The organism is Endozoicomonas sp. ALE010 (genome assembly GCF_049310165.1).
Taxonomy (GTDB): domain Bacteria; phylum Pseudomonadota; class Gammaproteobacteria; order Pseudomonadales; family Endozoicomonadaceae; genus Endozoicomonas.
In genome coordinates, this window is the sequence record NZ_JBLYNV010000068.1 from 14826 (window position 1) to 28307 (window position 13482).

The 13482-nt window shown below is 49.6% G+C and carries 5 protein-coding genes and 1 pseudogene; 3 read left to right on the forward strand and 3 right to left on the reverse strand.

Features of this window, described 5'->3' with window-relative positions:
* Positions 1-167: 167 nt before the first annotated feature.
* On the reverse strand, positions 168-3482 hold the full coding sequence (locus ACO6UY_RS20785; protein ID WP_422491081.1) for a hypothetical protein: 3315 nt from the start codon (positions 3480-3482) through the stop codon (positions 168-170).
* Between the two features lie 884 nt (positions 3483-4366).
* Here ACO6UY_RS20785 and ACO6UY_RS20790 point away from each other — a divergent pair.
* Entirely contained in the window at positions 4367-5152 is a 786-nt protein-coding gene (locus ACO6UY_RS20790) for a hypothetical protein (RefSeq protein WP_422462955.1), read from the forward strand.
* Here the strand turns inward: ACO6UY_RS20790 and ACO6UY_RS20795 are convergent.
* Both ACO6UY_RS20795 and ACO6UY_RS20800 read right to left on the reverse strand, forming a co-directional pair.
* Positions 5134-11454 carry a hypothetical protein gene (locus tag ACO6UY_RS20795; RefSeq protein ID WP_422491082.1) on the reverse strand — a complete coding sequence of 2107 codons (6321 nt, stop codon included), beginning with the start codon at positions 11452-11454 and terminating at the stop codon, positions 5134-5136. The two genes, ACO6UY_RS20790 and ACO6UY_RS20795, sit on opposite strands and share 19 nt — an antisense overlap.
* Before the next feature lie 317 nt (positions 11455-11771).
* Positions 11772-11990, reverse strand: a pseudogene (locus tag ACO6UY_RS20800) (transposase); the annotation flags it as partial.
* Between the two features lie 205 nt (positions 11991-12195).
* On the opposite strand from ACO6UY_RS20800, the gene ACO6UY_RS20805 reads away from it, so the two are divergent.
* Positions 12196-12402, forward strand: coding sequence for a hypothetical protein (locus ACO6UY_RS20805; RefSeq protein ID WP_422491083.1), 207 nt, complete (start codon positions 12196-12198; stop codon positions 12400-12402).
* Entirely contained in the window at positions 12380-13252 is an 873-nt protein-coding gene (locus ACO6UY_RS20810; protein ID WP_422491084.1) for a hypothetical protein, read from the forward strand. Before ACO6UY_RS20805 ends, ACO6UY_RS20810 begins: the two co-directional genes overlap by 23 nt.
* Positions 13253-13482 lie beyond the last annotated feature (230 nt).

Sequence of the window (13482 nt, forward strand, 5' to 3'; positions counted from 1 at the left end):
AAAAATTTTCGCTTTTATATGCTTTGCAGCAGAGTGAAAAAAGGGCTGCGGTTCAGGCCTGTGCAATGGGGTCAGGGGACGTCTGTGAGAACCTGCCATCAAAACGGTTGGTCTGGCAACGGTTAGATCGCCCTGGTACTGACGGCTGAGCTGTGTGGTCGTGTCTTCTACAGCAACCTGCATATGTTTGCCAGTGGCGGCAGGTTAGCAGTGGGGCCCGTTGTCTTGTCATCATACTGTGGTGGCAGGAGCAAAGAGTCCCTTGCAAGCCCGGAATTGGGCACCATTTGGTAAAAAACTCTCCCTTCATGTGCACGTGACTTCACGATATAACCGCGCTCATTGAGTAGACGGGCACCCGGAGAGCCGGGCTGTAGGAGCATCTGCTCCAGTTCAGATTGTGCCGGGGTACCAACAGCGGGCAGGATGGCCTCCTGCTGGAGCCGCAACGCCTCAGCTTCCAGAGCATCACGGATGCCAGCGGGAATCCGATCTTCCAGCCCGGGTTGATCAGCCGCCACGATGATCTTATCTGCCAGGGTCATTGCTTCGGGTAACTTGATTTGTCGAAGTTCCTCTTCATTGTGCAGACTTCGATAAGCGCCACCGGAGCCGATATCCGGATCCCAGCAGTCAGGCAGCCGGGAATCTTCGGGCCTTGGGTGTTCTGCAAAGCAGGCTGAGATACCGGCTTTCTCAGCGATAACTAACCGGACCAGATCATCCAGACACTCACGCAAACACTGATAGGGATTCGGTGCCTGTTCAATCAGTAATCGTCGTTTATGGTTATCAACCGGGAGATGGTATTTACGGGTGAACGGATTGGTCATCTGGTGATGCCAGCCACCGGTAATGCTGGCCAGATCCCGAAAACTCAACAATGCTGACTGGATCAGCAGGGTGAATTGCGGGTTATTGACCACGGCCAACAGTTCGATCATTTCCGGATGAAAATGGCCATCATGGATCATTTCCAGGGTGTCCATTGCGGCTGAGTCAGTTGACAGTCTGATTGTCGGAAAGTCCTCCCGGGGCGGTTTGACCCGAAGGATATCCACTATATCCCCAAAGCGCAGCACCTGGCGCAGCAGTAACTCATCCTCCGGGCATTGGTGGTCAGGGGTAAACGACGGGTTACCCACATCCATCATTTTACAATTTTTGTTTCTCAGGGCGCTGGCCACCAGAGTAACCAGCTGCCCGGGGTACTGTTGCAACCCGGTCATATCACGCTGGAACAGTTCCGCTGCCCGAAGCTCTTCAACCTCTTTATGCTCATCTTCAGCGACAGCATCGTGGTAGAGTTCGGCAATGGGCAGCAACTCCAGCAACTGGGGATGCTTAAGCAGTAACTCCCGGAATGGCTTATGAAAGTGCGGCAACACCGTTTGATCCATAAGGAATTCGGTGGCCAGCTGGGTGCGCAGGGCGTGATCCAGTCCGTGCCATTTGCGATAAAAGGGTTGTATGCCCTCCGTCAGGATGGTTTGTGCCCTGTAGGGATGGGGAAACTGGTAATAATGCTGACCGACCACCTGGGTAATTGACCCATAGCGGCTATCAGGCAGGTTTTCCCTGCTCTCAAAGGTTGGCGGGGATGCCAGAAATGTCTCCAGCCAGGCAAGCTGGTTTGCACCGTGTTCTATTGACCGGACCACAGCTGGAATAGAAAAGCAATAGGCCTTACCCAGGAACATAATAACATTATCGCTAACAGAGGATTTGCGCGTCGCTATAAGCTCTAAATGTGCACGTAACTGTTCATCACTGTAGCTCCGGGGTGATAATCGCTGTTCCAGAAATTCCCTGACTGCACCCCCGTTATCAGATCGGTTGACAACAAAGCGATAATAAAACTCTATGCCAAACAGTTCATCGACCATCTGATGAAGATGGATACTACCGAACTTCCTCCTGTAGTTGTCATGATACCTGAGCAATAGCTTCTTTAAGGTCGACAAGCGACTGATAATCTCGTCAGGATCAGTAACGGGGCCATCGTCACTTTGGCAAAGAAGTGACCACAGCATCTCGTGTCGTATGATATCGGCTTCATCTGCTGTCAGCAGATTCGCCCTGCGAAAATGTTTGGCAGATATTAACAAGGTACAGTCAGGCAAGTTCAAGGGTGGAGTGAGATGGACTTTTGTACCGTGTGCGATCAGAAGACAGCACACCAACGGATTATTGTGGGAGACTCCTGAACACTCTGGTGACCCTGATAATAATGGTACAAACAATTTGTGTTTTAATAGCTCCCGACAAATAACAGCTTGTGCCGCAAAGTGGGATTTGGTTTGCTGCAGGAGGTAATCCCAGCTGAGTTTGACGCGCCGTTGTTCATAAGTATTATCTGCCCCGTCGTACAGGATTCCGGGAAAATGTTCTTTTATCGGGCATTGCCTGATCAACGCCTCCATCAATAGATTGGGTAAACCGACCGGACTTTTAACTCTGTCGTCCAGGGTTGAAAGTGCGGTCATGAATTTTGCTGAATCGTAGTGCTCAATGGCTGTCAGGAGGGCGTTGATATCAATATTCTCTTCTCCAAACTCCACTGCTACCGTGCTGACCTGCTGTGGGATATTTGCCAACAGCTTCAGGAATCGCTCACAGCCGGACTGGCTCAATAACTGGTAAAGGTTATGCTCATACCCAATGACGCTCCCATATCGGGAAAAAGCATGGGTGTGGTATTGCAGCTGTTGCACCTGTGCACGGCTGAGTGTCACCGGGGAGTGAACCACGCCCTGAAAGCTGTTGAACAGGCACAGTTTAACCGGTTCACGAAACTCACCACCGGACAGGTTACCTTTCTTTTGCTCAAGCGTCAGGATATTGCCCATAACTTCTTCAATACGACGAAAAGAAAGTTCCCTGCCAAAGTCAAGAAGATAGCCATAGTGCATGCGGTCAAAATTAATTTGACAGATAATCTCGGGATATTTGCCGGTTTTCGTACGGAATGTGGGATGCGCTTTGTGGAGTAAATAGCCATTCTTGCCAATGTGACCTGAGGATAATCTAAAAGGTGATCCGTCAAATAACGAATGCCATCTGCGTTCCCACTCATCCATTTTCGTTGTTAACACATCCCAACTGGTAATTTTCTTGATACGTTTCGAGTGCAGATGTTGGGGTTCTCCATTGGCATCTGAAGCAACATCTTGTTTAAAAGCCCAGCGCATATCGCAGCCGCGTTCAGGTTTCAGAATAGTAAGGACCCGGTCTGATCCCATCAGAAACTCATCAAAGCGCTTATGGTGAGTGGTTAGGGCATATCGGGAACCCCGGCGCAATAAACTTATAGGTCTGTATTGATTTCCGGAACCCGCTTCTTTTGACGCATTGACAACACGGACCATCATTCCGGCAAACTGACCGTTTAATGCAGTAACAGGGTGATAATTGTCACCTGCCGATTGTGATTCATTAAATACCGGTGAACCTGGGCCTGTTCCCTGCTGAGGTATGGACATATCAATGATCTCCTTGCATTTAAAATCGTATCCGACTTACATTTTATTGTTGTTTCAGAGTGTCTATTGATGTTTAAGCATGTCGTGCTGATCAAACCCGAAAGACCCTTGCCCGGTTCAATGCACTGCCTTTTGCATGGGGGCACCATAACGTAATCTGAATTCAAGCGAATATAAGCATCAGACAAAAAAAATACCGAAAGGTTCTTTAAAATCCGGAGCCAGGCAGGTCAGGCGGACGAACCCGGATATCTAATTCCCTGATTTTTGCGACGCTGTATTCTTTGCTCCCTGGAACGTTTCTTTTCTCGCTCTGCGAAAGCGGGATCATTCTGGTAGCGCGCTTTTTGGCGCTCACTTCTGAGCTTGTTTTGGCGCTTCATTATTGAAGGGGGAGCTTCAACTATTTTTTTTGCCTGGATGTTATCACTTGAAGTCTGGTTCAGGTTTAGTGGGTGCAGTAGCTGGTGGTGACATTTGTGGTTCAGAGACTTCGTCAGGAAGGTTGATTAATAGATAAACCGGATTCAAATGGTACGTTTGTGTTGCCTTACTGGTCTCAGGCTGACACGTGGGTAAGAAGATCTGCTGATCAAAAGGAATGTCTGGTGTTGACGGTAGCGTATACTTGATGGACTTATCACTGGAGTTCTCCAATGTATATTGATCAGAAACTGGTTTTGATCTGTCAGGATTATCTATGCCGAAACTTTCTTCTGACTACAAAATAAATGCAGGTTAAGGTGACGCCAACAACATCAGGATCATTGGGCTGTTTTGCCAGCCCGCCCCCTCCGGCTCTGCCGGAAATAAAGGTACAGGCTGTCACCGAAAAGCACTTGTTCAGTGTTGATGACGAGAGATTCAGGCCTCTGAAAGCGCTCATGGACAGCAAAAATATAAAGTCTCTGTTCATCCGCGAACTGAAACAATTGTCAGACAGAGTGATCACGGTCTTTCCTCCACAGGAATTTCTGTACATCGGGATAGGCCGAAGCCCGGCAACGGTCATTGCAGAGCTTCAGGGGCGGTTAGGAAAAGACGCGGCATGCAATATACCGCTTTCCGATTTTCAGTTTCTGGAAACCTGTAAAAAGGGCAGGGTTGGATTTAAACAAAAGATGACTCCTGAACAACAGAAGGCTCTTTTTCATCATTTTGATAAGGTTCTTGGGTCGCTAGCCAGCAATCGAAAAGTGCTGATTATTGATTATGTCTGGTCAGGATGCACACTCTTGTCAGCCACCTATTTTTTTCATCAGTATTTTCGAGAAAAAGACTCAGCCATGGTCGTGAGTCCGGCGACGGGCAACAGCGAGAGAAAGGTGCATGCCCTGGCACTGGGCGACTGTCTGATATTACCAAAAGATATTACTTCCTACGGTGCGAATCTGATGCAGGCAATCCAGCCGGTAGTTCCCGCCGGGTGCTATGACCAATGGGAATACGGCGATGGTTTTGAACACACCCTGCATTGTTCCCATGCCAAACCGCTTGCCGAGTACACCCAGCGGGTCACAGTAGCTGACCTGGCCAGGGGCAAGGCGGAAAATTTATGCCGCAACCCGCTCTACGATCTGCTGGTTGACTACTTGCGCGCCGAAGATCATGAGGCGGTACCAGCAGCACTGTTTACTGAGTGGGTTCTGTATCATGAATTTGCACCTTGATGGGCTGGAACTGAATGTTCATGCTGGTCAGATGTCTCGATAGCATGGTCTGCCCGGGTAATCTGAGCCATCAGTTGTTCATGCAGCCCGGCAGGACCGTGCACTCTGAATATACGCATCAGTTTTCTCAGGAAGATTTCAGTGGCTTGTCGTTTTTCCAGAGATAGTCCTTCGAGGTTATCAATACCTTTCATAAAGCATTCAATGGACTTGCCGGACTGCTCAACACTGAGAGACTCCGACACGGTTATCCATAGGCTTTTGGCCTCATTGATCAGAAAATCATTACTAAAGCTGGCGAGTGCCTGAACATTATCTTCTGGCCATTCCCGGATTCTTTTAGCAACATTGAACAGCAACAGGTCGGTGGGGTAGAGCCCTTCATAATCGGCCTTGGTCAAGAGTGTTTTTAACAAGTGTTCCCGATCCAGGGCGATCCGGTTTTGCAGGCAATCGGAAGGATAGTCTGCATCGAGATCCTGCCTATTACTGACATTATTGAGCAGTTGCAGCAGGGATTTAAGCAGGGCTGGCTTTGCCAGTTGCGCTATCAGGTGCAGAAGGTTTCTGTTATCACCGGAAGGGTTGGCTGTCAGCAACCGATTAAAGGAACCCAGGTCGAGGTACTGGGTTTCTTCAAGGCATTTGATCATTGTTTCGCAAGCCCTGTTGCGCTCTTTTGCTGCTGCGAAAATCAGCGCGCTGGATGGCTTGCCGTCATCATCCTGCCCAAGCAGTTTCCATGATGAGATTCTGCCGTTTTTATACAGTGACTCCAGTAAGGGGAATGCCCCCGAGACATTAATAATCTGGAACGGCAGGTTGTCCGTTGACCGCCACTGGCAGTGGCGCTCATCGATACCTGGCCAGGGAGGCTCAATGATATCCGTATATTTGCAGGGAACGTGCTTTTCCTGAGCTTTACAGTCCTCAACAATTTCTTCAATAACGCTGGCAGTATCTTTGTTTTCACGGAGATATTGACACAACACCCGCTGCATAGCGCGCTCTTTTGTCAAGTGATGTCCATTTTCAAAGGCTCTGCTGAACAGTGCCAGCTCGGCGGCTTTTGTGGTTTTTTTCTGAGCCTCAAGCTCTGGCTTCAGGCTGGCTTCCAGTTGTGCAACCGCTGCCCTGACCCGCGCTGAATTTTTAGCAATGGTGTTTCGCGTTGCCTGAATTTGTTGTTGTAATTCCGCCATTTTGTTTTCTATATCATCAATGGATACCAGACTTTCCAGCTCCATTAAATCGACGACATCCGGAAGGATTTCCGGGTCGATATGGCGAGACTGACATTTCCCTGCAAACTCCAGCCATTGCATATCTTCTTGATATCTTTCATGGTTTCTTTTGTTTTGCAATCCCTTTGAATACAGCGTTGAAGTTGCCTGGTGCTGGGCACTGCTGGCATAGCTCAAGCCGTGATAATCATCTCTGTTATCATAGGCAATAAGTGCATCAGCGTAGGAATACGCCCGGTCTTCAATCATTATCTCGCAATGCATTCGGTTTTCTAACAGATGAAACAGTTCTTCCTTACCTTCTTGTAACTTCCTGACCATTTTGTTGTACACCTTTCCCATTGCGACCAGGATTGTGTTTTCTCTCTCAATCTGTTTTCTTAGACGGTTAATCTTTCCGATATTCTTTTCCTTGAGTATATCCATAGTCTCAAACACGTTGAAGCCGAAGTTTTGGTGTCTGCTAAAAAATTTGCGGGAGCGGTTGCTCGCGGCCGTTTTCAGCGGCTGGCTGTTTGCTCCCATACCGATCAAGTCGAACAGACTGGCACCGGCAGGTAATGCCGACTCCAAAGGAGCTGACTCAATGACTTCCTGCAATTGCTGTTGTTGTTGTTTGCTCAGTGGCTCCGTATCAATACCGGAATGTTTTGCAGTATGAGCCTGTGCCATCGACTCCAATGTTGATAGCAGAGTTTGGTTATGCTGGTAATCAATCCCATGCAACGGGTGTAACTCACACCTTTCCTGCTCGCTCCGCAAGCTGGACATGCTATGGTCATGCCTTTCACGGGTCCGGTACAGAGCTTTTTGTTGCTCAAGATCAGGTGTGCTGTACATGGGGTCTTCGTGTTGCAGAAAGTCCAGTGTGTGCTGTAATGATCGATATTTATTAAGCTGAGCCCGAGCACTGTCACTCCATGTCTGGCCCACCTCGACAATACGTTGGGCCAGTAGCTCAGGCTGTTGACTGAACTCACAGATGTCTCGATGAAACAGAGCCCTGCTGACTGGCCCTGATGTAATGTATCGGGTTCTTAATGCAGAAACAGTGTCCAGCAGTTTCCGGTCCTCCGGGGATAGTTCAGGGTTTTCAGGCCCACGAATGAACGCGTTTATCTGTTCCTGCAGCGCCTGTGGGGGAGTGAACTGGTGTATTTTCGAGAGATGTTTCAGCGTATTTCTGGTTTCAATCCACTGGTTATGGATGGACGCTATCTCATGGGTTGATTGCCACTGGCTGTGTTCCTGCTGTACCTGGTGGAACTGATCACACAACGCAATAATCTGCTGTAAGGTTTCGTCCTCATTTTGAATGGGGCGATCGGCCCTGATCGTGCTGTTGGCAAACTGTTCCAGCCGATCTATTCCGGCTTTAGTAGCTTCTTTCTCGGTAATCAGACCATCGTCATTGATTTGATTGAGCCAGGTGCCAATCAGTGGGATAAGTGCCTTGAGTTGGTCGTACAGGTAGCATCTGGACAGCTGGGCTCTATCCTCATGGGGGTTCTGGTCAGACATTGCCATGTCAGAATCAATACCGGAAGCGTCGCAGGCTTTCGGTGTTGTTCTACTGACGCGCTCTTCAGGAAGAAACTGCTGACAAAGTCCGGAAGCGACTTTAATCAGGTCTTTGATGGCCAGGCTAAGGTCTTCCTGGTAGGCAGGCTGGTGATGGGCCGTTAATATCTGTTGCTGCTGCTTCAGGCTGCTTAATTCCCACCGTTGCTCCATTCTTCTTTCTACTTTATTGATCATCTGGTCAATTATGTGTGGGTAGTCATCAGAGGGCTGCTTCGATGGACGGATGGATTCAAAGACGGAATCCATTATTTGCTGATAGCTGCAACTGCGATCACTTTGCCAGAAAGCGGCTTTCACCGACTGCCGGATCCTGTTCCCCAGTAAACCGTCAGGTTGGCACCACTCGTTTTTGAAAAGCTCACTCATTTGCAGCTTTAGTTTATTGGATTCACTGTTAGCGTAGCGACCGTAATAGTCATTGGCGAACCGGAGAGAACGGCTTCTGGATTGAATGATATACAGCGTTTTGATGAAACTCCTGAATGGGTTGTCTGTTGGGTGTAAATCGGCAAATAACTGAAAGGCCGTCAGCTCCAGCAGCTGTTTGCGCATGTTAGTGTCAGGCAGCCCGGGGAGGAGGGCTTCTATATGCTGTAACAGAGAGCATAATGTCTGGCTTGATGCCCGGCCCTGAAAATGGGTGATGATGGCCCTGAGGTTAAGGCCTGGCTCTGTGGTTTCTGCCACTGCCAACAGTTCCCTGATAACGTCCATAGTCTCCCGTTCTGCAGGGGGGAGTTCGGTGATGCTGGCAGAAGAGTCTTCTGTTTTTCGCGCTTTTCGGGGGACAGACTCGGTGGAGGAGCGGATAGTGAGCGGCCTTTTCAGTGACGTTTGTACATTGTCACTGCCTGGGAAAACAGCGCTGTCGTTTTCTCTGCTCGCTTGCTGAATAACCGGCAGCACTTCGGTGTTGAAAACCTGGTAGACATAGGTAATTTGACTTTTATCCTGAGCGCTCCCGGTAAACAAGAAGGTGATGGGTAACTCCATTTTTAGCCAGTCAACCGGTTGTGTCAGGTCGGTTGATCGGGTCGATAGCAGAAAATCCTCCCGTAGTTTTTGTTCGTCGCGCCCCATTCGTTCAATCCTCCGCTGACGTGAATCGTCTTCAAGTCTTACTGAAGGAATACGAAAGTGTTTGTCCCTGGGCAGAAGCAGATGATGTGGATCAAGTGTGACAGCATGGTCACTGGTCAGCAGATAGTCGGGAACGCTAAGATAGTTCTCTGCTGAAATGGTGTTGTTGCCAGAAGGTTCTCTGTCGTCGTAAATACGGCCCCGGTCCCCCATGTCGGACAGTTTTACCCAGCGTTCACCGTCGTCGCTGTCTTTTGCATAGGGCCGGTAACGTCCACAGGTGCGCTGTACGGCTTGAAACCCTTCCACGTCGATATCGTCGTCGTAGCTGCCGTCTGAATCTTGCGAGTCATGTTTATAGGCGCGCAGCGCGGCTCGCAACTCTCCCAGGTCGCTATCGTAGCCGTAGCTATCATCTGAATCTGGCAGGTAAGGCTTATGACCGGGTATTACGGCTTGCGACCTTTCCGGGTCGCTATCGTAGCTGTAGCTATCATCTGAATCTGGCAGGTAAGGAATATCATCGGATTCGGCTTGCGACCTTTCCAGGTCGCTATCATCTGAATCTTCCAGGTAAGGATTACAGGCGGGTATTACGGGTTGGGACCATTCCTGGTCGCTATCGTCGTTGTATCTCTTATCTGAATCTAGCCTGGCAGGTTCATAGGGACGCAATCCGGCTTGCAACTCTTGCGGGTCGCTATTAGCGTCGTAGCTATTGTCGTCGCAGCTATCGTCGCAGCTATTATCGTCGCGGCTGGTATCTGAATCTTGCTGGTCAGGATTATGGGCGGGTGTTGCGCCTTGTGACCTTTCCTGATCGCTCACATAGTCGAAGTAATAACCTGTATCTTGCTGCTCAAGTTCATTGGTGGGCAGTACGGCCTGCAACCCCTCATTATGATGGTCAATAAGGGTTTGGGCCTTATTCACGGCCTCCAAAGGCACTGATAACCCATCCGTTGATGCCATCATTACGATGCACTGCGCCATTCTCAGCTGGAGGGTTTTAATCAGGCAATTAACCGATTGTTCTTTGGACTTCTTTACGGCTTCAGTAACATGTTGGTCAATGGAATAGGTCAGGATCAGTTGGGTTTTGTACATTTTTATTAGAATATCCTGACCAACGCTCTCTGTTGCCAGTAGATTTTTCAGCAGGGACTGGTCTCTGAATTTAAGCAATGTGTAGATAATGCCCAGGCGGTTTTCTGCACTGACTGACGGGGTGAGGTCGCAGAGCAGTGTGGCAAACAGCTCAACGACGTCAGACAGTTGTTGTGGGCTGGCATCATTAATGGCCTTATCAATTCCCTTTTTTAGCCGCTGCACACAAGGGTTGTCCGTTTCATGGCCACTGAGCAGACGCTCTTTATAGATGCAGAGTTTCTCCAGCCCGGTCCTTCTCAGGTCTGGTAATTTTGTGTAAAGCTTGCTGGTAACCATACTTTGCAGCCAGGTCAGTTGCTGGCTGCTGAGTTTGCTGCCTTTCAGATGGTGTTGTGATAGCCAGCAAAAAAGTGGTTTCAGCAGGGTAAAGCCGGGATGGACGGTTAATTTCAGCGTTGGAATCAGGGCGGTCAGTGCCGTGCACTCTTTTCCGGTGGCAGGTGACAAACCGGGCTCTGTGTTGAGAGCCCGGGCAATGTGCTGCCTGATGGCTGAGTCCTGAATTTTCAGAACCTTCAACAGTACCCTCTGCCAGTGAGCCATGGCTACTGCTTTTCTTTTTTGCACATGATCCAGAATAACACCCGGGTCTTTACCTGCGGTTTTTCCGAAAGGGGTTAGACGATCATGCAGCTCGCGGAATGTCTCATCACCGAGATCCTCCCGGGTAAAGTGATGCAGGCCAATACTTATGGTCTGTGGCTGACCATTGATTTTTATCTGCGCTGAGGCGGGTTGCTCACCTGCCAGGCGATGCAGCTCCTGTAGTTTATACCCCTGTTTGATCCGGCTTATCAGTTCCAGTAACAATCCGGTCTGAAGATGTGACGGGTGATCTGAGGCTTTGAACATCTCCTCCCGGTTCATTTTTCTTAAATAGGGGGTGAACTCAAGGGCTGGTAACAAATGGGTCAGGACAGACGTTTGCGACATCCCTGTTGTTGACATTAACGACGGAATGAGTTGTTCAAAAAGACGGTTTTTTTCAGAGGTCTGTTTGTAATCAATCTTGGTCAGCTGGTGAAGATGCACTCGGTCGGCAATGGTTTTTTCCGGAACCCTTCTTGTGACATAGCCTGATACATGGTCTGTGGAAATAACAGGAATCTGTTTTCTGGTTGTCTGAGTGCTGCAGTGCGGGGTACCCGGGCTCAGCTTGTCTGATTGTGATGAAATTGTTAAATCAAGAAACTGTGGACTTAATGTGGTGTTGAGTGGATCCATACTGCTGCTCTTAATGCTAATTGTCTGTTTTGATCACAAAGACCGGCGAAGTACCATGTGGTTGATCAGATGTATTAATAGCTTTCGTACAAAGCCCGGTAATCAGAAGCAGCCCCGGAGGACAACCGTACGACAAATTACGGAAAACTGGCTCAGCAAGTATCCCATTAGTTCATCCAGTTAAGTAAAAGTTCCCGCGTTATATTTTTTCCTGTAAAGGTTGGTCTAACGAACTGATATTGACAATGGCCGGATGATGATGGAGTTCAACGGCCGGGAGATAAAATCAGGGTCTTATATGGTCCGCCCCGCTTTGCAAGGAAAAGTTTTCCATCGTGTATCAACAGGGTTCGCAGGTAGGTATCGCCCCGTTTACTGATCCCCAGCAACGTGGGCACGCCACCGGTTGATTGCTGCTTTGGCACCAAGCCCAGCCAGGCAGCCATTTCCCTGCCATTTTTAAATGCTGATATATCTCCAATCGCAGCAAACAGTGCTGTAGCACTGAGTAACCCAATGCCGGGTATGGTTAGCAAAAGTTTGCAAGCTTCAATGCCGATAACGCATTGAGGCAGGTTAGCCATAAAGGGCGAGAGTTCCTTGCGGTTAAGTTTCTTTTTGAGAGCCACATGACCTTTGGCATCAACTCCATGTAACTGGAAACTCTTTTTGCTCAGTTCAATTCCGAGAAAAACAACCTGACCCCAGCTTTTTCTTAGCACGGATGAGCAGGTCGCGTTTATGGAAAAGCTGCTGGCCGCGCACAAAACGCTGATCCAGGCGGAGGCGGACATTACCACGGCCCGGTTAGGCATTATCGGGCAGTGTTCGGATGATAAACGGCCATTGCTGAATGCCTGGCTGAAACAGGTAGCGGCGTTGCCGGTACTGGCCCCCAAACCACACCCGGAAAAGGATATTCCCAGTGAACCCCATAACAGCAATTAAGCGCTACCTGGCGGACACCCCCGGCAATGAGCCAATGAATACCCTTGGCCTGACGGCGGACGGGCGGATTGTACGCCTGGCAGAGCAGGAGGAGAGCCAGCGGCCGACACTGCGCAAGGGGTTTGAACGCCAGCTCAGGGCTTTGATGCCCCGGGAGATAGGCAGGAAGAGCAGGCAGCGGATGATCAAAAAAACGCTAGGCACTGATGTACAAACCTTGGGTGGGCACATAGAGGAGCTCTGGCGGGACCGGCAGATCCGAAACCGGCTGTTGGAGTTGGAGACGAAGTATGCCAGTGAATTGGTTAAACTCGATAAGCTGATTTCAACTCACATCACCCCCACCGGGTATGCGAACACTGAAGGCAAGAACCAACCGGGGGAGCCTCTCGCCGAATATATTTTTATCAACGAGTTCACCCAACGCCACTGGACATTCATAGACAACGCCAAGACCGGGGCTGTTAATCGCAAAGATTTCTATATGAGCAATGTGATAGCCCGGCAGTACAAGCTGAGTTTTGACACGTCCGAGTGGCTACTGGAACTGCCTGAGATCATTGAGCGGGATTCGATAACGAATAAGAAAACTATCGAGACTCTGAAACAACATCAAGACGATTACTCTTCGGATGATTTTCGAACGGCCTTCCTGGAAACGACGGACAACGGCAAGAGCACGGACAGAGTTGCACGGGACCTTGGACTGATTATTGGATCGATCACTGTTACTTATGAGGGACAGCCAGTGGACAGGATTGCGGACCCGATTGACATCGAGCAGGCGAATAAAAAGTTTTGCGTGCAAGTCCATGTCAGACCGGACCCGGCGGTGTACGACGTTCCATGAAGTGGCTGATCGCAGGGTCGGACACGGCCCGATGCCTGGCTGAATCAGGTAGCGGCGTTGCCGGTACTGGCCCCTGAACCTCACCCGGAAAAGGATACTCCCAGTGAACCCCACAGCCGCAGCGACACAGGCCATTGAGCGCTACCTGGCGGACAATCCCGACAATGAGCCGCTGAACGCCCTTGGCATGACGGCGGACGGGCGGATTGTGTGCCTGGCAGAGCAGGAGG

Excerpts from the sequence above, each read along its gene's own strand:
- ACO6UY_RS20785 (WP_422491081.1), bottom strand. The coding sequence starts at position 3,482 with ATGTCCATACCTCAGCAGGGAACAGGCCCAGGTTCACCGGTATTTAAT.
- ACO6UY_RS20790 (WP_422462955.1), top strand. The coding sequence starts at position 4,367 with ATGGACAGCAAAAATATAAAGTCTCTGTTCATCCGCGAACTGAAACAA.
- ACO6UY_RS20795 (WP_422491082.1), bottom strand. The coding sequence starts at position 11,454 with ATGGATCCACTCAACACCACATTAAGTCCACAGTTTCTTGATTTAACA.
- ACO6UY_RS20805 (WP_422491083.1), top strand. The coding sequence starts at position 12,196 with ATGGAAAAGCTGCTGGCCGCGCACAAAACGCTGATCCAGGCGGAGGCG.